The sequence below is a fragment of the Pseudescherichia sp. genome, assembly GCF_031987975.1.
In the GTDB taxonomy this organism is placed as follows: domain Bacteria; phylum Pseudomonadota; class Gammaproteobacteria; order Enterobacterales; family Enterobacteriaceae; genus Pseudescherichia.
Genome location: NZ_DALZYX010000010.1, coordinates 147,102 through 166,163, shown reverse-complemented (window position 1 = coordinate 166,163; position 19,062 = coordinate 147,102). Strand labels below are relative to the sequence as shown.

General features: G+C 55.4%; 19 protein-coding genes, 2 tRNA genes and 1 other RNA gene. 10 read left to right on the top strand and 12 right to left on the bottom strand.

Annotation, left to right across the window (positions count from 1 at the left end):
* Positions 1-85 precede the first annotated feature (85 nt).
* The 5 genes from RTN40_RS18020 to RTN40_RS18000 all read left to right on the top strand — a co-directional run bounded on the left by RTN40_RS18020 (position 86) and on the right by RTN40_RS18000 (position 1,979).
* Positions 86-161: transfer RNA gene (locus tag RTN40_RS18020), tRNA-Val, on the top strand.
* Between the two features lie 4 nt (positions 162-165).
* Positions 166-241: transfer RNA gene (locus tag RTN40_RS18015), tRNA-Lys, on the top strand.
* Between the two features lie 36 nt (positions 242-277).
* Positions 278-397: non-coding RNA, RtT sRNA (locus RTN40_RS18010), on the top strand.
* Between the two features lie 134 nt (positions 398-531).
* Positions 532-876, top strand: a complete 345-nt coding sequence (locus RTN40_RS18005; RefSeq protein WP_312229664.1) for a FlxA-like family protein — start codon at positions 532-534, stop codon at positions 874-876.
* 110 nt (positions 877-986) lie between these two features.
* The gene (locus tag RTN40_RS18000; RefSeq protein ID WP_312229663.1) at positions 987-1,979 is read left to right on the top strand and encodes a bile acid:sodium symporter family protein; all 993 of its coding nucleotides are present in this window, start codon (positions 987-989) and stop codon (positions 1,977-1,979) included.
* Here RTN40_RS18000 and RTN40_RS17995 read toward each other — a convergent pair.
* The 3 genes from RTN40_RS17995 to zipA form a co-directional block, all read right to left on the bottom strand.
* Positions 1,976-2,191: a DUF3820 family protein gene (locus RTN40_RS17995; RefSeq protein ID WP_042389434.1), complete on the bottom strand. Its 216-nt coding sequence runs from the start codon at positions 2,189-2,191 to the stop codon at positions 1,976-1,978. The genes RTN40_RS18000 and RTN40_RS17995 overlap by 4 nt on opposite strands.
* A 1-nt stretch (position 2,192) precedes the next feature.
* Positions 2,193-4,211, bottom strand: coding sequence for an NAD-dependent DNA ligase LigA (gene ligA / locus RTN40_RS17990; protein ID WP_312229662.1), 2,019 nt, complete (start codon positions 4,209-4,211; stop codon positions 2,193-2,195).
* Between the two features lie 69 nt (positions 4,212-4,280).
* Positions 4,281-5,309: a cell division protein ZipA gene (zipA, locus tag RTN40_RS17985; protein ID WP_312229661.1), complete on the bottom strand. Its 1,029-nt coding sequence runs from the start codon at positions 5,307-5,309 to the stop codon at positions 4,281-4,283.
* A 230-nt stretch (positions 5,310-5,539) separates the two neighbouring features.
* Between zipA and cysZ the strand changes: the two genes are divergently transcribed.
* From cysZ to crr, 5 genes are all read left to right on the top strand, one after another.
* On the top strand, positions 5,540-6,301 hold the full coding sequence (gene cysZ, locus RTN40_RS17980) for a sulfate transporter CysZ (protein WP_312229660.1): 762 nt from the start codon (positions 5,540-5,542) through the stop codon (positions 6,299-6,301).
* A gap of 139 nt (positions 6,302-6,440) precedes the next feature.
* Positions 6,441-7,412 carry a cysteine synthase A gene (cysK, locus tag RTN40_RS17975; protein ID WP_042389425.1) on the top strand — a complete coding sequence of 324 codons (972 nt, stop codon included), beginning with the start codon at positions 6,441-6,443 and terminating at the stop codon, positions 7,410-7,412.
* A gap of 379 nt (positions 7,413-7,791) precedes the next feature.
* On the top strand, positions 7,792-8,049 hold the full coding sequence (ptsH, locus tag RTN40_RS17970) for a phosphocarrier protein Hpr (RefSeq protein WP_002913505.1): 258 nt from the start codon (positions 7,792-7,794) through the stop codon (positions 8,047-8,049).
* Positions 8,050-8,093: 44 nt separating this feature from the next.
* Positions 8,094-9,821, top strand: coding sequence for a phosphoenolpyruvate-protein phosphotransferase PtsI (gene ptsI, locus RTN40_RS17965; protein ID WP_312229659.1), 1,728 nt, complete (start codon positions 8,094-8,096; stop codon positions 9,819-9,821).
* Between the two features lie 40 nt (positions 9,822-9,861).
* Positions 9,862-10,371, top strand: coding sequence for a PTS glucose transporter subunit IIA (crr, locus tag RTN40_RS17960; protein WP_042389417.1), 510 nt, complete (start codon positions 9,862-9,864; stop codon positions 10,369-10,371).
* 63 nt (positions 10,372-10,434) lie between these two features.
* Here the strand turns inward: crr and pdxK are convergent, their stop codons facing one another.
* The 9 genes from pdxK to RTN40_RS17915 all read right to left on the bottom strand — a co-directional run bounded on the left by pdxK (position 10,435) and on the right by RTN40_RS17915 (position 19,009).
* Entirely contained in the window at positions 10,435-11,271 is an 837-nt protein-coding gene (gene pdxK, locus RTN40_RS17955; RefSeq protein ID WP_312229658.1) for a pyridoxine/pyridoxal/pyridoxamine kinase, read from the bottom strand.
* A 5-nt stretch (positions 11,272-11,276) separates the two neighbouring features.
* On the bottom strand, positions 11,277-12,188 hold the full coding sequence (gene cysM / locus RTN40_RS17950; RefSeq protein WP_312229657.1) for a cysteine synthase CysM: 912 nt from the start codon (positions 12,186-12,188) through the stop codon (positions 11,277-11,279).
* Between the two features lie 115 nt (positions 12,189-12,303).
* Positions 12,304-13,398: a sulfate/thiosulfate ABC transporter ATP-binding protein CysA gene (cysA, locus tag RTN40_RS17945; protein WP_312229656.1), complete on the bottom strand. Its 1,095-nt coding sequence runs from the start codon at positions 13,396-13,398 to the stop codon at positions 12,304-12,306.
* Entirely contained in the window at positions 13,388-14,260 is an 873-nt protein-coding gene (gene cysW / locus RTN40_RS17940; protein WP_312229655.1) for a sulfate/thiosulfate ABC transporter permease CysW, read from the bottom strand. Before cysW ends, cysA begins: the two co-directional genes overlap by 11 nt.
* Entirely contained in the window at positions 14,260-15,093 is an 834-nt protein-coding gene (gene cysT / locus RTN40_RS17935; RefSeq protein WP_312212636.1) for a sulfate/thiosulfate ABC transporter permease CysT, read from the bottom strand. The genes cysW and cysT overlap by 1 nt, the downstream gene beginning before the upstream one ends.
* Positions 15,093-16,109, bottom strand: a complete 1,017-nt coding sequence (locus RTN40_RS17930) for a sulfate ABC transporter substrate-binding protein (protein WP_312229654.1) — start codon at positions 16,107-16,109, stop codon at positions 15,093-15,095. The genes cysT and RTN40_RS17930 overlap by 1 nt, the downstream gene beginning before the upstream one ends.
* 165 nt (positions 16,110-16,274) lie before the next feature.
* Positions 16,275-16,511, bottom strand: coding sequence for a hypothetical protein (locus tag RTN40_RS17925; RefSeq protein ID WP_312229653.1), 237 nt, complete (start codon positions 16,509-16,511; stop codon positions 16,275-16,277).
* Between the two features lie 45 nt (positions 16,512-16,556).
* A complete protein-coding gene (locus tag RTN40_RS17920; protein ID WP_312229652.1) occupies positions 16,557-17,912 on the bottom strand; it encodes an OprD family outer membrane porin in 1,356 nt (451 codons plus the stop codon).
* Between the two features lie 197 nt (positions 17,913-18,109).
* A complete protein-coding gene (locus RTN40_RS17915) occupies positions 18,110-19,009 on the bottom strand; it encodes a Dyp-type peroxidase (protein WP_312229651.1) in 900 nt (299 codons plus the stop codon).
* Between the last annotated feature and the right edge of the window lie 53 nt (positions 19,010-19,062).

The following is a 19,062-nucleotide window of genomic DNA, read 5'->3' as shown; positions in this document are numbered from 1 at the left end:
GAGCATCTCCTTTACACGGAGGGGGTCGGCGGTTCGAGCCCGTCATCGCCCACCAATCTCATCTTATCAATAGCAGTTCCGAAATGGGCGATTAGCTCAGTTGGTAGAGCATCTCCTTTACACGGAGGGGGTCGGCGGTTCGAGCCCGTCATCGCCCACCATTTCGGGTCGTTAGCTCAGTTGGTAGAGCAGTTGACTTTTAATCAATTGGTCGCAGGTTCGAATCCTGCACGACCCACCAATGTAAAAAAGCGCCCTAAAGGCGCTTTTTTGCTATCTGCTGTACTTAACGATTTGAACCTGCAGCAGGTTCGGGTCGAACGTAGTGAGACAACGGAGCCGTTAACGGCGACGGCCCGAAGGGCGAGCGAAGCGAGTCATCCTGCACGACCCACCAATGTAAAAAAGCGCCCTAAAGGCGCTTTTTTGCTTTCTGCGCTACCTCGCCTATGGTTCATCCTGCCTATAAATACTCTCAAGCTCGCTAAAAAAATGCCGATATAACAGGTTTATGGCAAGAGAGGTTTTATAATGACAACAATTTCAACATCGACACCGTCAGTTCAGTCCAGCAGCTCCGGTAGTTCCTCCGGCAGTGCCAACAGCAATATTGCATCCCAGATCCAAAGCCTCACCCAGCAGGTCACTAAACTTACCAAGCAGCTGAAAGAGGTGGCAAGCGGCACCGGCACAGCGGAAGAAAAGCAGAAACAGCAGGAGCAGATCCAGAACCAGATCAAGCTGCTGCAGGCGCAGATCGCTCAGCTCCAGCGCCGCCAGGCAGAAGAGGCGCAGAAAAATCAGGAGCAGAAACAGACTAAAGCAGAGGGCGTAAACTCCCCTTCCGCCGAGCATAAGATTGATATCTACATCTAACCGCTCAGAGAGGCGTTATGCCTCTCTAATTTCTCAACAAACGCGATAAATCACTTTTCATTAACATCCATAAAAACGCAAAATGGTGGCACTGTCTTTCAGGAGTCATTATGAAATTTTTACGCGTCCTCGATCCCTTCACCCTCACGCTCATTGCCGTGGTTTTACTGGCATCTTTTCTTCCGGCCCGCGGCGGCTTCGTGCCATTTTTTGAAGGACTCACCACCGCAGCTATCGCCCTGCTGTTCTTCATGCACGGGGCCAAGCTCTCCCGGGAAGCTATTATCGCCGGGGGCAGCCACTGGCGGTTGCATCTATGGGTAATGTGCAGCACCTTTATCCTCTTCCCGGTGCTGGGCGTGCTGTTTGCCTGGTGGGCGCCGGTCAACGTCAGCCCTGAGCTTTATACCGGTTTTCTCTACCTTTGCATCCTGCCTGCTACCGTGCAGTCCGCAATTGCCTTTACCTCGCTGGCGGGAGGTAACGTAGCCGCGGCGGTCTGCTCCGCCTCCGCCTCTAGCCTGCTGGGCATTTTCCTCTCACCGCTGCTGGTTGGACTGGTAATGAATATGCACGGTGCACAGGGCAGCCTGGAGCAGGTCGGCAAGATCATGCTGCAGCTACTGCTGCCGTTTGTACTGGGCCACCTCTCCCGTCCATGGACCGCCGCGTTTGTTGCGCGGAATAAAAAGTGGATCGCCAAAACCGACCAGACCTCTATCCTGCTGGTCGTCTACTCTGCCTTCAGCGAAGCGGTGGTGAATGGCATCTGGCATAAAGTGGGAATGGGATCGCTGCTGTTTATTGTGATTGTCAGTCTGGTACTGCTGGCGATCGTGATGGGGGTAAACATCCTGGTGGCGCGTAGCTGCGGCTTTAATAAAGCCGATGAAATTACCATCGTTTTCTGCGGTTCGAAAAAGAGTCTGGCCAACGGCATCCCGATGGCCAATATTCTCTTCCCTACTTCGGTGATTGGGATGATGGTGCTGCCCCTGATGATCTTCCACCAGATCCAGCTGATGGTCTGTGCCGTACTGGCGCGCCGTTATAAGCGTCAGGCCGATGCTCAGCAGGCGCGTCAGGCCGCTGATAACAGCTAAGGCCGCCGCAGGGGCTGCACCAGATGAGTCAGCCCCTCGGTCTTAATCAGCAACGTAAAGGCCATCAGTTGCCCCAGATGCCCGGGAGGAAATGTCTCCTTGCGGGCAAACCAGAGCAGGTACTCCTCCGGAAGATCGATCAGCCTGCGGCCTTTATATTTACCAAAGGGCATCTCGGTATTGGCAATCTCCACCAGCTGGGCTTTATCCATCTCAGGCTCCCATCAGGCGCAGCATCTCGTCTTCGTCAATTACTGCAATCCCCAGCTCCTGCGCTTTTGCCAGCTTAGAGCCAGCCGCTTCGCCAGCGATCACCAGATCGGTCTTTTTCGATACGCTGCCCGCTACTTTTGCCCCCAGCTCCACCAGCCGCGCCTTCGCGTCATCCCGGGACATCTGGCTCAGGCTGCCAGTCAGTACCACCGTTTTACCGGCGAACGGGCTGTCGATCTCCTCAGCATTAACTACCAGCGGTTTTGGCCAGTGGATGCCAACGCCTGCGACCAGATCGCGGATCACCTCACGGTTGCTCTCTTCCGCCAGGAAGTTAAATACGTGGGTAGCGACGACGATGCCGACGTCCGGCACCTTCTGCAGCTCCTCAATAGATGCTGCCTCCAGCGCCTCGAGGGTACCAAAGTGTGCCGCAAGGCCTGCCGCCGTGGCTTCGCCTACCTCACGAATGCCCAGTGCGTAGAGGAAGCGGGCAAAAGTGGTCTCTTTCGCCTTCTCCAGCGCGTTCACTACGTTCTGCGCCGACTTTGGTCCCATCCGATCCAGCCCCGTCAGCTTGCCCGCCGTCAGGCGGAACAGGTCGGCTGGGGTGTGCACATACTCTTTCTCTACCAGCTGATCGATAATTTTATCGCCCATGCCGTCCACATCCATCGCCCGGCGGGAGACAAAATGCTTCAATGACTCTTTACGCTGCGCCCCGCAGATTAGCCCGCCGGTGCAGCGCGCTACCGCTTCGCCCTCAACGCGCTCAACGTCGGAGCCGCAGACCGGACAGTGCGTCGGGAACTCAACGTCACGGGCATCCGCTGGACGCTCGGACTCGACCACGTTAACCACCTGCGGGATCACATCTCCCGCCCGGCGGATCACGACCCGATCGCCAATTTTCAGTCCCAGACGCGCGATCTCATCCGCATTGTGCAGAGTGGCGTTACTGACCAGCACGCCCGCTACCTGCACTGGCTCAAGGCGCGCCACGGGGGTAATTGCCCCAGTGCGTCCAACCTGGAACTCCACGTCACGCACAAAGGTCAACTGCTCCTGGGCTGGAAACTTAAACGCCACCGCCCAGCGTGGAGCGCGGGCAACGAATCCCAGCTGCTCCTGCAGGTCGAGAGAATCGACTTTGATCACCACGCCGTCGATATCGAACCCAAGCGTTGGACGATCTGCCTCCACCTGATGGTAGAAATCCAGTACGGCTTCCGGCGTGTCGCAGATGCGAATGCGATCGCTCACCGGCAGGCCCCAGGCCTTGAACTGCTGCAGACGGCCCAGATGGCTGCGGGGCAGATCGCCCCCCTGCAGGATACCTACGCCGTAACAGAAGAAGGTCAGCGGCCGCTTAGCGGTAACGCGCGGATCGAGCTGGCGCAGAGAGCCTGCCGCCGCGTTGCGGGGGTTAGCAAACACTTTGCCACCGGTGCGTCGGGCGTCATCGTTAATCTTCTCAAAGCCCGCCTGAGGCAGAAAGACTTCGCCGCGTACCTCCAGCCGGGTCGGAATGTTATCTCCGTGCAGCTTAAGGGGGATCGCCCGGATAGTGCGCACGTTAGTGGTGATGTCCTCCCCGGTGGTGCCATCCCCGCGGGTAGCGGCCTGGATCAGCACGCCGTTCTCATAAATAATAGTGACCGCCAGCCCGTCGAGCTTAAGCTCACAGCAGTAGCTCAGGGCATCGGTGCTCTTCAGGCGATCCTGTACACGTTTGTTAAACGCCAGAAAGCTCTCCTCATCGAAGACGTTATCCAGCGACAGCATCGGCACTTCGTGGCGCACCTGGGTAAAGGCCGTCAACGGTGCGGCCCCTACCCGCTGGGTAGGGGAGTCCGGCGTAATAAGATCCGGATGCTCGGCCTCAAGGGCGCGCAGCTCGCGCAGCAGACGGTCATATTCAGCATCCGGGATTTCAGGCGCATCCATCACGTGATAGAGATATTCATGATGGCGAAGCGTGGTTCGCAGTTCAGTCAGCTGTTGTTCGATTGATTCCATATCGCACCATCAATAGAAAAAACCCCCGACAGGCGGGGGCTTATTAGAGAGATAAAACTACCGCAGGATTTAAGCGTTCGCCTCTTTTACTTCACGAATGCGGTCCTGGTACTCACGCAGCTTCTGCGGCGTCATCATCCGGCGCTGATCGTCCAGCACGACGCCACCGACTTCATCGGCAATGTACTGTGCGGACTGGAGCATCAGCTTGAAGTTCTGCAACTCATCGCCATAGGACGGCACCTGCATAAACATGGTGACGCCAGGGGTAGTAAAGTTGCCGGTCATCTCCGGATCGAAGGTGCCCGGATTAACCATGTTCGCCAGGCTAAACAGGGCCGGACCGCTGCCGTCAGGACTAAGGTGGCGGTGGAAAATATTCATATCACCAAAGGCGAAACCGGCCTGTTGAATACTGGCCAGCAGGGCTTCACCGCTCAGTTCGCTGCCCGGATGTGCGGCAACGTTCATAATAATGACTGTCTCTTTGCGCTGCGGCTTCTCGACTGCTGCAGGTGCTTCCTGCGGTGCAGGCTGCGGAGCGGGTTCCGGTGCTGGCTGCTGAGCGACAGGCTGCTGAGGCTGAGCCACTGGCTGCTGAGAAAGAGGCTGATGCTGTGCGTGCTGCTGCACAGGTTGCTGCTGTACCGGTTGAGGCTGAGCAGGCTGCTGGACAGGCTGCGCTGGCGCACCTCTTACCGGCTGAGGCTCAACGCGCGGTGCAGCAGGCTGCTGAGGCGGTACCTGACGCAGCGGCTCATCAGGCTGCTGTACGGGAGCATGCTGGCGAGGCTGGGCAGACGCGTAAGGCGGCTGATACTGGTGCTGCGGCGTTCGCGGAGCTTCGTGCTCCTGACCCGCACTTGGGGCGTGGCCCGTTTTATGAACACGCACTTCACCCACGCCTTCATCGACGTTATCTTCGGTGTCGTCGTCATACGACTCATCATCGTCACGACGCGACTTCATGCGTTTCATTGGGCGATCGCGGAACATCGTCGAACGCTCTTTCCGGCTGGTCCAAAAACCGTGAACCAGTAAAGCGATTATGGCGATCGCGCCAACAATGATTAATATCAGACGCAAATCCTGCATCATTATATTCTCTGTTGTTCTAACACCTTGCCACCACGGCAAACATTTACTCACTAAGAGTATTTGCCGTTCAGCGCAAGTGCAAGTGCACACGCAGCTTTCACCGCATAAAGATGTGTAAAATCGTACTTTTTGCTGTTTTTTCGAACATTTCCGAGCTGTGCGGTCTGCGCGATACGGATATTATAGCCGCGTACCCCATTCGGTGGTCATTAAAGGAGTATAGCCCGACTATGGTTTCAACATCAGTTACCCCGCCCCGCAGCGGCGTTTATTACTTTTCCCAGGGCTGGAAGCTCATCACCCTGCCCGGCATACGACGCTTTGTGATTATGCCGCTTCTGGTCAACATCATCTTGATTGGCTGTGCTTTTGCCTGGCTGTTTACCCGGCTCGATAGCTGGATCCCGGCGCTGATGCGCCACGTACCGGACTGGCTGCAGTGGCTGAGCTACCTGCTATGGCCCATCGCCGTGCTCTCCGTGATACTGGTCTTTGGTTACTTCTTCTCAACCATTGCCAACTGGATTGCCGCCCCCTTTAACGGCCTGCTGGCCGAGCAGCTTGAAGCCAGGTTGACCGGGGCAACGCCGCCGGACACCGGCATTACCGGTATCGTTAAGGATCTGCCGCGCATTATGAAGCGCGAGTGGCAAAAGCTGGCGTGGTATCTGCCACGTGCTGCCGTTCTGCTGCTGCTCTACTTTATTCCCGGTATCGGGCAGACCGTGGCTCCGGTACTGTGGTTCCTGTTTAGCGCGTGGATGCTGGCGATCCAGTACTGCGACTACCCCTTCGATAACCATAAGGTGCCTTTTAAAGCCATGCGCGGCGCGCTGCGGGCGAGAAAGGTCACCAATATGCAGTTTGGCGCGCTGACCAGCCTGTTTACCCTGATACCGGTTCTTAATCTGGTGATCATGCCCGTTGCCGTCTGCGGCGCGACCGCTATGTGGGTAGATTGCTACCGATCAAAGCATGCCCTCTGGAATTGAGGGCAATATTCCGTTCTTATTCCATAGTTGTTGCTATTATTTCTCATCAGCATATAGATATGCGAAATCCTTACTTCCGCATATTCCTTAACCGCGTATGCTGATGTCGTTCCCAAATTCATACAGTTAAGGACGGGCTATGAGTAAGATTTTTGAAGACAACTCGTTGACTATCGGCCACACGCCGCTGGTCCGACTGAACCGCATCGGTAATGGACGCATCCTCGCTAAGGTCGAGTCCCGTAACCCAAGCTTCAGCGTGAAATGCCGTATTGGTGCCAATATGATTTGGGATGCCGAAAAACGGGGCGTGCTGAAAGCGGGCGTTGAGCTGGTAGAACCCACCAGCGGCAACACCGGGATTGCGCTGGCCTATGTCGCTGCCGCGCGCGGCTACAAGCTGACGCTGACCATGCCGGAAACCATGAGCATTGAGCGTCGTAAGCTGCTGAAAGCGCTGGGCGCGAACCTGGTGCTGACCGAAGGCGCGAAAGGCATGAAAGGCGCAATCCAGAAAGCTGAAGAGATTGTGGCCAGCGATCCCGCTAAGTACCTGCTGCTCCAGCAGTTCAGCAACCCTGCTAACCCGGAAATCCATGAGAAGACCACCGGCCCGGAAATCTGGGAAGATACCGACGGCCAGGTAGATGTCTTCATCTCCGGTGTGGGTACCGGCGGTACGCTGACCGGCGTGTCACGCTATATCAAAAATACCAAGGGTAAAACCGATCTGATCACCGTGGCGGTAGAGCCGACGGACTCCCCGGTTATCGCCCAGGCGCTGGCAGGCGAAGAGCTGAAGCCAGGCCCGCACAAGATCCAGGGTATCGGTGCTGGCTTTATTCCCGGCAACCTCGATCTGAAGCTGATCGACAAAGTCGTCGCCATCACCAACGATGAAGCAATTAGCGTTGCGCGCCGTCTGATGGAAGAGGAAGGCATTCTGGCAGGTATCTCCTCTGGTGCTGCCGTTGCCGCTGCGCTGAAGCTGCAGGAAGATGAGGCCTTTACCAACAAGAACATTGTCGTTATTCTGCCTTCATCAGGTGAGCGCTATTTAAGTACCGCCCTGTTTGCCGATCTCTTCACTGAGAAAGAGTTGCAGCAGTAGTCGCGGACTGTAAAAATCGCATAAAAAAGCACCTTTCGGGGTGCTTTTTTGTGGCCCACGTCAAACTTTCAACTCACCTGGCATTGATTCGCCCTGTTGGGTCTGGTATTTAACCAGCACATTTATTTTGAAGCGCGAAATTAATCGAATTGTGACTTTAAACTTGCTGAATCGATTTTAGGATTTGGTTGAAGTCTCGCTTTCGCGGCATAATGTTATAGACGAGTACTTGCGACGGTCAGAAGTGCCAGCAGCGGATTGCGCAGGCGAACTTTTGTCCCGTGTCCCGTTATGCCGGCGCTAACAATACAGGCTAAAGTTGTGCCGCCAGGCTAGACTTTAGATCCACAACACTAAACCTATAAGTTGGGGAAATACAATGTTCCAGCAAGAAGTTACCATTACCGCTCCGAACGGTCTGCATACCCGCCCTGCTGCTCAGTTTGTGAAAGAAGCGAAAGGCTTCACTTCAGAGATCACTGTGACCTCCAACGGCAAAAGCGCTAGCGCAAAAAGCCTGTTCAAACTCCAGACTCTGGGCCTGACCCAGGGTACCGTTGTAACGCTGTCCGCTGAAGGCGAAGACGAGCAGAAAGCCGTAGAGCATCTGGTAAAACTGATGGCTGAACTCGAGTAAGTTCCGGGTTCTTTTAAAAAATCAGTCACAAGTAAGGTAGGGTTATGATTTCAGGCATTTTAGCATCCCCGGGTATCGCTTTCGGCAAAGCACTGCTGCTGAAAGAAGACGAGATCGTCATCGACCGGAAAAAAATTTCTGCCGATAAGGTTGATCAGGAAGTTGAGCGTTTTTTGAGCGGTCGTGCTAAGGCATCTGCGCAGCTCGAAACGATCAAAACCAAAGCTGGTGAAACTTTTGGTGAAGAAAAAGAAGCCATCTTCGAAGGCCACATCATGTTGCTGGAAGATGAGGAGCTGGAGCAGGAAATCATAGCCCTGATTAAAGATAAGCACGTGACTGCCGATGCGGCAGCGCACGAAGTTATCGAAGGTCAGGCAACTGCCCTGGAAGAGCTGGACGACGAATACCTGAAAGAGCGTGCCGCCGACGTACGCGATATCGGTAAACGCCTGCTGCGCAACATCCTCGGCCTGGCTATCATCGACCTGAGTTCCATTCAGGAAGAAGTGATTCTGGTTGCGGCGGATCTTACCCCGTCGGAAACCGCCCAGCTAAACCTGAACAAGGTGCTGGGTTTTATCACCGATGCAGGTGGACGTACCTCCCACACCTCTATCATGGCGCGCTCCCTTGAGCTGCCTGCCATTGTGGGTACCGGTAGCGTTACCGCCCAGGTGAAAAATGACGACTATCTGATCCTCGACGCGGTGAATAACAAAGTTTACGTTAACCCGACCAACGAAGAGATCGAAACCCTGCGCAGCGTGCAGGAGCAGGTGGCTTCTGAGAAAGCCGAACTGGCGAAGCTGAAAGACCTGCCGGCGATCACCCTTGACGGCCATCAGGTCGAAGTGTGCGCCAACATCGGTACCGTACGTGACGTAGACGGTGCCGAGCGTAACGGTGCAGAAGGCGTAGGCCTCTACCGTACCGAGTTTCTGTTCATGGACCGTGACGCTCTGCCAACCGAAGAAGAGCAGTTTGCCGCCTATAAAGCGGTGGCAGAAGCCTGTGGCTCACAGGCCGTTATCGTCCGTACCATGGACATCGGCGGCGATAAAGAGCTGCCGTACATGAACTTCCCGAAAGAAGAGAACCCGTTCCTCGGCTGGCGCGCCGTGCGTATCGCCATGGATCGCAAAGAGATCCTGCGCGATCAGGTTCGCGCTATCCTGCGAGCTTCCGCGTTCGGCAAGCTGCGTATCATGTTCCCGATGATCATCTCTGTTGAAGAGGTTCGCGTGCTGAAGAAAGCGATCGAAACCTTCAAGCAGGAGCTGCGCGACGAAGGTAAAGCCTTTGACGAGACCATTGAAGTGGGCGTAATGGTAGAGACCCCTGCCGCGGCGACCATTGCTCGTCACCTGGCGAAAGAAGTGGATTTCTTCAGTATCGGGACTAACGATTTAACCCAGTACACCCTGGCAGTTGACCGCGGTAATGATATGATCTCCCATCTGTATCAGCCGATGTCGCCGTCTGTATTGACCTTAATTAAGCAAGTTATTGATGCTTCTCATGCTGAAGGCAAATGGACCGGCATGTGTGGAGAGCTTGCAGGCGACGAACGTGCTACACTTCTCTTGCTGGGGATGGGTCTGGATGAATTCAGTATGAGTGCCATTTCTATCCCGCGCATTAAGAAGATTATTCGTAACACGAACTTCGAAGATGCGAAGGTTTTAGCAGAGCAGGCTCTTGCTCAACCGACAACGGACGAGTTAATGACGCTGGTTAACAAGTTCATTGAAGAAAAAACAATCTGCTAATCCACGAGATGCGGCCCAAATTACTGCTTAGGAGAAGATCATGGGTTTGTTCGATAAACTGAAATCTCTGGTTTCTGACGATAAGAAAGATACCGGAACCATTGAGATTATTGCTCCGCTGTCTGGCGAAATCGTCAACATCGAAGATGTGCCGGATGTGGTGTTTGCTGAAAAAATTGTTGGTGATGGCATTGCTATCAAACCAACCGGCAACAAAATGGTTGCGCCTGTCGATGGCACCATTGGCAAGATTTTTGAAACCAACCATGCCTTCTCTATCGAATCTGATAGCGGCATTGAGCTGTTCGTTCACTTCGGTATCGACACCGTTGAACTGAAAGGCGAAGGTTTCAAACGCATCGCCGAAGAGGGCCAGCGCGTGAAGGTTGGCGATCCGGTGATTGAGTTCGATCTGCCGCTGCTGGAAGAGAAAGCCAAGTCTACCCTGACGCCGGTTGTGATCTCCAACATGGACGAGATCAAAGAGCTGAACAAGCTGTCCGGTAGCGTAACCGTGGGCGAGACCCCGGTGATCCGCATCAAGAAGTAATTCTGGCCGGAATGCAAAATGGCACCCATGCGGGTGCCATTTTTGTTTCTTATCCTGATTAAATCAGGCGGGTAAGATCAGCTCGTCGTAGCCCGCCTGCTGGGTGTATCTCATCACCTCGGTTACCCGGTCGCCTGCTCGGCCAATCGCTTCTGCCACGCTTGCCCCCTGCACTATCGCGCTCACCAGTTCGGAACAGAAGAGATCGCCGGTGCCTTTAAGATCGGTCGTCACTCGCGGGTGCGCGCTGACCGTTACCGCATCTTCAGTCACCAGCACGACGTGAATAGCGTCCGGCTCGCCGGCAACGGGAGCGCTGGTAATAGCGACCCACTTCAGCGTCTCCGACAGCAGCCCTTTCGCCGCCATAATGGCGCTCTCAGGGTCACGGCAGGACTTGCCGCTCAGTATCTCAAGCTCATAGACGTTGGGGGTGATACCCTGCGCCAGCGGCAGCAGGTGTTGCCGATAGGCTTCGGGTATATCGGGATGCACGTAGGTACCGCTGTCGATATCGCCGATCACCGGATCCACCAGAATCAGCAGTCCCGGATGCGTCTCTTTTACCGCACGAAGCCACTGCGCCAACAGCGCAATCTGGCTGGCGCTGCCCATGTAACCGGTGGTCACCGCCTTTAGCTCGCGCAGGATCTCCCGCTCATCCAGTGCCTTCAGATAGCCGCTGAACCACTCATCGGGGATCACGCCGCCGTAGAAGGTGTCATAGTGCGGCGTATTGCTGAACAGCACCGTAGGAACCGCCGTCACGGTTAGCGGGTACCGACGGATATTGGGCACCGCGATGCTATTGCCCACGCTGCCGTACACCACCTGAGACTGCACCGCCACGATATCCGTCTGCTGCGCCCGGGTTTTATCCCGAAATAAGATCATCTCCATAATGTTTAAATCCCCGCCCCCTGGGCGTAGCTCTCCTCACCAAACACGCCGGTCGAAAGGTAGCGATCGCCACGGTCGCAGATAATCGCTACCACAATCGCCCCCGGATTTTCATTGGCAACGCGGATTGCCCCGGCAACCGCGCCGCCGGAGCTAACGCCGCAAAAGATCCCTTCCCGCACCGCCAGCGCACGCATGGTGTTTTCGGCTTCACGCTGGTGAATATCCACAACCCGATCCACCAGCGAGGCGTTGAAAATGCCAGGCATGTACTCGGCTGGCCAGCGGCGGATGCCGGGAATGCTACTCCCCTCCTCCGGCTGCAGGCCAACGATGGTGACAGGCTTCTCCTGCTCGCGCAGAAAGCGCGATACCCCGGTAATGGTGCCGGTGGTCCCCATACTTGATACAAAATGGCTGATGCGCCCCCCGGTCTGCTGCCAGATCTCCGGGCCGGTGGTGGTGTAGTGGGCGTACGGGTTGTCGGGGTTATTGAACTGGTCGAGGAGCTTACCCTCACCGCGCTGGGCCATCGCCGCAGCCAGATCCCGCGCGCCTTCCATGCCCTGCTCGCGGCTCACCAGAATCAACTCCGCGCCGTAGGCGTACATCGCTGCACGCCGCTCCTGGCTCATATTGTCCGGCATCAGCAGCTTCATGCGGTAGCCTTTGAGTGCGGCGATCATCGCCAGGGCGATGCCGGTGTTGCCGCTGGTGGCCTCAATCAGCACGTCGCCGGGCTGTATCTCGCCCCGCTTCTCCGCCTGCACGATCATCGAGAGCGCGGCCCGGTCCTTTACCGAGCCGGCAGGATTATTCCCCTCCAGCTTGACCCAGATTTCACTGCCGTTGTCGGGGGTCATGCGCTGAAGTTTAACCAGAGGAGTATTGCCGATGGTCTGTTCAAGTGTGTTCACAATCGCTATCCAATAAAAAGCCCGGTGGCGCTATCGCTTACCGGGCCTACGGAGATCGCCTTGTAGGCCGGGTAAGCGATAGCGCCACCGGGCGATAAACATACGCGTTAAACTATCAGGCAGAGTGCGCCAGAGCAAGATCCCCGCGTTCAGCAAGACGCTCCGTGCCGTTGTAGAGACGGGCATTCTGCAGGCCGATAAACAGCCGATCGCCGCGCTGCGGGGCGTCTTCTCCACGCAGCACAACCGACAGCGGTTCGTCATACCAGCCCTGGGGCTGCACCACCAGCTGGGTATAGTGCCCTTTCGGGCTGGCCTCAACGACCACTACCGGCAGCGGCGCATCCAGGCTGGTACGGCGGCTGATATCCACTTCCCACGGACGCAGGAAGAGATCGACCTCGCCCTGGTGCGCCGGGGTGTAGCCCAGCGGCCAGCGGTGCGCGCCGACGTGGAACTGACTGCCCCGCACCACGCCGTGCAGGCGGTTCACCTCACCCATAAACTCCAGTACGAAGCGGGTGGCTGGCTCACGCCACACCTGCTCAGGGACGTCAACCTGCTCAATATTCCCCTGGCTCATTACTACCACGCGATCGGCCACCTCCATCGCCTCCTCCTGGTCGTGAGTCACGAAGACGCTGGTAAACTTCAGCTCTTCGTGCAGCTCACGCAGCCAGCGACGCAGCTCTTTACGTACCTGGGCATCCAGTGCGCCAAACGGTTCATCCAGCAGCAGGATCTGCGGATCCGGGGCCAGGGCGCGTGCCAGGGCAACGCGCTGCTTCTGCCCGCCAGAGAGCTGGGCCGGGTAGCGATCCGCCAGATGCGCCAGCTGTACCATCTCCAGCAGCCGGGTAACCTTGGCTTTGATCGCCGCCGCGTTTGGCCTCTCGCGTCGTGGAAGCACGGTCAGGCCAAAGGCGATGTTGTCGAACACCGTCATATGGCGGAACAGCGCATAGTGCTGAAACACAAAGCCGACCTTACGGTCGCGGGCATGTAGACGGCCCACATCGGTGCCGTGAAAACGAATATGCCCGCTGGTCTGGTGCTCAAGCCCGGCAATAATACGCAGCAGCGTGGTTTTGCCCGAGCCGGACGGTCCCAGCAGCGCAACCATCTGTCCGGAAGGGATATCTAGCGAGATATCATTCAGCACCTGGGTGCGACCAAAGGACTTCTTAATATTGGCAATCTCAATGCTCATGATTTCCCTCCTGTTGCGCGCGTTTCTCTTGATTATGTAAACGCCACTGCAACCCACTCTTTAAAAATAGGGTCAAAATAGCCATCAACGTCAGCAGGGCGGCGGCGGTAAACGAGCCAACCGTGTTGTAGTCCTGCTCAAGTAACTCAATCTGTAAAGGTAGCGATAGCGTCTCGCCGCGAATCGAACCCGAGACCACCGACACCGCACCAAACTCACCGATGGCGCGGGCGTTGGTCAGCACTACGCCGTAAAGCAGCGCCCAGCGGATGTTAGGCAGCGTCACGCGGCGGAACATCTGCCAGCCGGATGCGCCCAGCAGAATTGCCGCTTCGTCCTCGTGGCTACCCTGGCTGAGCATTACCGGCACCAGCTCACGCACCACAAACGGACAGGTGACAAAAACAGTTACCAGCACCATGCCGGGCCAGGCAAACATCACCTGTAAATTGTGCTCGTCAAGCCAGCCGCCGAGCGGGCCGTTGGAGCCGTAGAACAGCAGGTAGACGAGACCCGCGACGACCGGCGATACCGCAAACGGAATATCGAGCAGCGTTAGCAGCAGCTGACGGCCCGGGAAGTTAAAGCGGGTCACCAGCCACGCGAGCAGCGTCCCAAACACCAGGTTAACCGGGACGGTGATCAGCGCAATCAGCACCGTTAGCCAGATTGCGTGGAGCATATCCGGATCGGCCAGATTTTCCAGCACCGGCATCAGCCCCTTACTGAAGGCCTGCACGAAAATGTAGACCATCGGCACCACCAAAATGAATGCCGAAATCAGCATCCCGGTGCCGATCAGGAACCATTTACCCCAGTTAATAGGGGAGCGATCGTGTTTCAGTTGAGTAACTTCTGCCATTAGTGACCTACCACCCGTCGACCAAAGCGACTTTGCAGAGTATTAATTGAGAACAGCAGCAGCAGAGAGGCTGCGAGGATCACCGAGGCAATAGCGCTCGCTGCCGGGTAGTCAAACTCCTGCAGGCGCACAAAGATCATTAGTGAAGTCACTTCGGTTTTCCAGGCGATGTTGCCGGCAATAAAGATCACCGCACCAAACTCGCCAAGGCTGCGGGTAAACGACAGTGCCACACCTGCCAGCAGCGCCGGGGATAGCTCCGGCATGACCACTTTACGGAAGCTTTGCAGACGCGTTGCCCCCAGCGTCTGGGCTGCTTCTTCATATTCTGGTCCCAACTCCTCCAGCACCGGCTGGACCGTTCGCACCACAAAAGGGATGCTGGTAAAGGCCATCGCTACGGCGATACCGAGCCAGGTATAGGTCACTTTGATATCAAACTGCGCCAGCCACTGGCCGTAGAAGCCGTTGACTGAGAAGAGCGAGGCGAGGGTCAGGCCCGCTACCGCCGTTGGCAGGGCAAACGGCAGATCCATCAGCGCATCCAGCAGGGTGCGGCCAGGGAAACGGTAACGCGTGAGGATCCACGCCATCAGCAAGCCGAAAACGCCGTTAAAAATCGAGGCGACAAAGGCCGACAGCAGCGTGACCTTGTAGGCGGCAACAACCTGCGGGTTGGTCACCACCTCCCAGTACTGATCCCAGCTCATCTGTGAGAGCTGCATAACCAGCGCGCTGAGAGGCAGGAGCAGGATCAGACAGACGAACAGCAGGCTGGTCCCGAGGCTCAGGGTAAAGCCGGGCAGCACACGTTTTGAAGCAACTGCAAACATTAGCTACGCCCCGCCGCCAGCAGCTTGTCCAGCTCACCGCCGCTATTGAAGTGTGTTTTCATCACCTCTGGCCAGGAGCCAAAGCGATCTTCCACTTTAAACAACTCGGTCTGTGGGAACTTCTCTTTCAGCTTGTCCATCACTTGCGGATTATTCACGCGGTAGTAGTAGTCGGTGATGATAGTTTGCGCCTGCGGACTGTAGAGATAGTTCAGGTAATCTTTTGCAGCCTTCTCTGTACCGTTGGCCTTCACGTTTTTATCTACCCACGCCACCGGGAACTCCGCCAGGATATTCACTTTCGGCACCACGACTTCGAAGCCCTGGGCTTCATACTGCTTACGAATGGTATTTACTTCGGATTCGAAGGTGATCAGCACGTCGCCAAGGCCACGCTCAACAAAGGTGGTGGTTGCGCCACGACCGCCGGTATCAAATACCTCAACGTTTTTCAGGAACTGGGTCATAAACTGTTCGGTCTTCGCCTTATCGCCCCCGTCGGCTTTATCTGCCGCACCCCAGGCCGCCAGATAGGTGTAGCGCGCATTGCCGGAGGTTTTCGGGTTCGGGAAGATCAGCTTCACGTCAGAACGCACCAGGTCATTCCAGTCGTGGATATTTTTCGGGTTGCCCTTACGCACCAGGAACGCCATTGTGGAGTAGAACGGAGAGCTATTGTTCGGCAGACGGCTCTGCCAGTCCGCCGGGATCAGCTTGCCTTTGTCATGCAGGATCTGCACGTCTGTAATCTGGTTATAGGTCACCACGTCCGCCTTCAGCCCCTGCAGAATGGCCAGCGCCTGCTTGGAGGAGCCAGCGTGGGACTGCTTGATGGTCAGCTTGTCGCCGCCGTTCTCTTTCGCCCACTGCTGCTCGAAAGGCGGATTAAGGGCGGCAAACAGCTCGCGAGAGACGTCATAGGAGCTGTTGAGCAGCTCGGTCGCCTGCGCCTGCGCTACCAGCAACACTGAAGCGGCAAGCGTCAGATATCCTTTTTTCAGTAAGTTAACGGTCATTGCGCACCCTTATATCTGTGATGACTATCAAAAACACAGTTTATTTATAAGCAGTACGAAAGGAGTAACGGTTTTATATACCGTTTGGTGATTTGCAAGCAGAAAAGAGCATAAGCAGCGCCTGGGCTAGCCCGGCTGTTACACAGGCGCTGCTTACCGCGCGTATCATCTGGCGCGATAGAGATAGCGGTTACTTACGCCGCTCTGTTTGATCTCCCGGTAGACCATTCGCAGCCTGACCAGAATGGTTAAGATAAAGCCTACCTGCTTCCTGTTGAGATCGGAGAACTCGCAAACATCATTTATTGAAAAGAGAACTCGCGGGTTCTCATGAAACAGGAAATAGACTTTTTTAATCAGTTCCAGATGCACCGTTTTTGAAAAATAGCTTTTGATATCCATATGCAATATATTGAGCATCAATAAAGTTATAGATAATAATTATATTTAAAGTTTGAACCGGTACGTTGTTGCCATTTCACCGGAGAGCGAATTTGCACGTTGCGAGTGGCCATTATAAAGTTTTGGCGTGGTATAGTCGGACTCCTGCTCATGGTGCCAGCCATAACCACCGCTTAAATAGACTGTCCAGTTTTTTGCCGGATTCCAGTTGCTATAAAGCCCTAACTGCCCCTGGCGTAATTTCTCTCCTGCATATTCAAATTCACTGTAGTTTGTCCGCACGCCGACGGAGAGATCGGGCGTAAACTTATACTCGGTGGCTAACGCCAGCATCGTTTCACCGTCGCGTACGTAATCGATATCCGCATAGGCTGGTGAGTTAAAACGCCCGCGGGCATTACCAATAACGTTACGGGTAAATTGACCCACGCCGCCTGTTTTTTTGGCCTCGCTATAGGTTAAACCGCCCAATATTTTCCAGGGCGTTTGTGGGATACGCCACTCTATCGTGGTCGAGTAGTGCCAGGCTCGCTTATCGAAATCCTGTTTCCCTCTGGCCGTACTGGAGGTCGTTCTTTTCGCATCGCTGCCATACTCCTGCTCATAAATTTGCGTTCCCAGGGTAATATTGGGAAAAGCATCCCACCAGCCTTCGAAGCCCTGCCTGATAAGCAGATCGTCGGCAACGCCGTAGAAGTAGTAGGCTTTCAGGGGCTTAGTGTTATAGTTGATGCCGCCGGTGATAACGTGATCGATTTCGCGGCTGACACCGTTGCCATCGTAGATATACATCCTGTCGATGTTCGGGCTATCACGCCTCATCACCTTACCGTCGAGAAACAGCGCATCAACGCTCACGTTATCAATGGCGGTGTTGGCAAACCAGCCTGAGTGGGTGTTGAGGGACATACGCTGTGAGTTAGAGAAAATGCCCGTATTCTTAATGGTAAACCAGCCGCCTTTCACATTTACTTTGGCGCGAAGCAGATCCATTTTCAGCTTTGCATAGCGCTGACCAATTTTGGTATAGCCTTTCGCTTCACCATTATCGTTATAGAGAATAGCACGGGACGCAAAGTCATCACTGGCCCCTAATTTTGCGCCGCTATAATAGGAAGCATCAAAACCAATGAGATCCGCGAAATACCCCGAGGTGTAGTCAACGGTTAGCCCCTGCGCCCACGCCTGCTGTACCGAGGTAGCGTAACGTCCCTGCTCATTATCATAACGGTTCTCGGTTTTTAAATACTTCCACATGTTCCTGGCGGAAATATCAAACGAGGCGTCAGCAAAGAAGGGATCGTCGGCAATGGTTTTTTCCCAGTCGCTCGCATTGACGTCAGTTACAAAAAAGCAGCATGGTGAGCATGCTATTAATAATAGCTTTTTGATTGTCATCATAAATCCTTTTAAACTTATTCTTGTAATAAATAATTTTCCAGAGATCATCAGGAAATAAGCACTAATAATGCGGGCAGGGAAAATAATATAATTTGAAAAGTTAAAAAGGGAGAGCAGTCACATTTGAATGGTCGGGCGTCAGTTATCCGCCTGGAGGATCCTCTGCCCTGCTAAGAGGGGCAGAGGATAAGAGATTGTTACAGGTTCAGCAGGCGGTCTAACGACGGGGCAAAGTAATAGCCACCGGTGACCGGACGGGTGAAGCGCAGCATGGCGTCACGCTTGCCATCGGTATCGCCAAACATGCTTAACAACTGCTGTTCAATATTATACAGGCGGGCGCAGTAGGCGCAGAAGTAGAGCCCGTGCTTGCCGCTGGCAGTACCGTAAGGCAGGCTCTGGCGCACGATTTTCAGCCCCTTGCCGTTCTCTTTCAGATCGACGCGGCTCAGGTGCGACGTAATCGGACGAGCATCGCCATCGATCTCTTCGTTCGCCTCTTTGGTGCGGCCAATCATCATCTCCTGGTCCGGCACGCTCATGCGGTTGAGCTGCTTCAGGTTATGCTCCCAGCGCTGAACGAAGACGTAGCTGCCGCCCGCGTCGATACCCTCCTGGATCACCGCCACCTCGGTGCGCTTTTCGCTGCCCGCCGGGTTTTCCGTGCCATCAACAAAGCCGCTCAGGTCGCGATCTTCCACCCAGCGGAAGCCGTGGGTCTCCTCTTTCACCTCCAGCACATCGCCAAACGCCGCCAGCGCCGCCTGGGCGACGGAAAAGTTGACGTCGTGACGCAGAGAGAGAATGTGGATCATCACATCGTACTGGGTGGCCGGAGCCAGCCCTTTGCCGTAAGGGACAAACGCTTTTAGCTCTTCGGCTCCTTCGCCACCGCTCAGCGCGGGCCAGACGCGGTGACCAAAAGCTACCACCGCCCCGAGGTTTGCTTCGGCAAAGGCGAGCTGAAAGTTAGCCAGCTTATCGGCAAAAATCTTACTGCCTTCGCGCAGGGCATTAACGTCACCCTTTACGTTCGCTTCGATCCAAATCGCCGCCCGGCAGTGTTCTGGCAAAATGCCGCTTTGAACCTGAGACATCGCTACTCCTCTAAAAAATATGCCGCGCAACCGCGGCATCAATGGCGCTATTG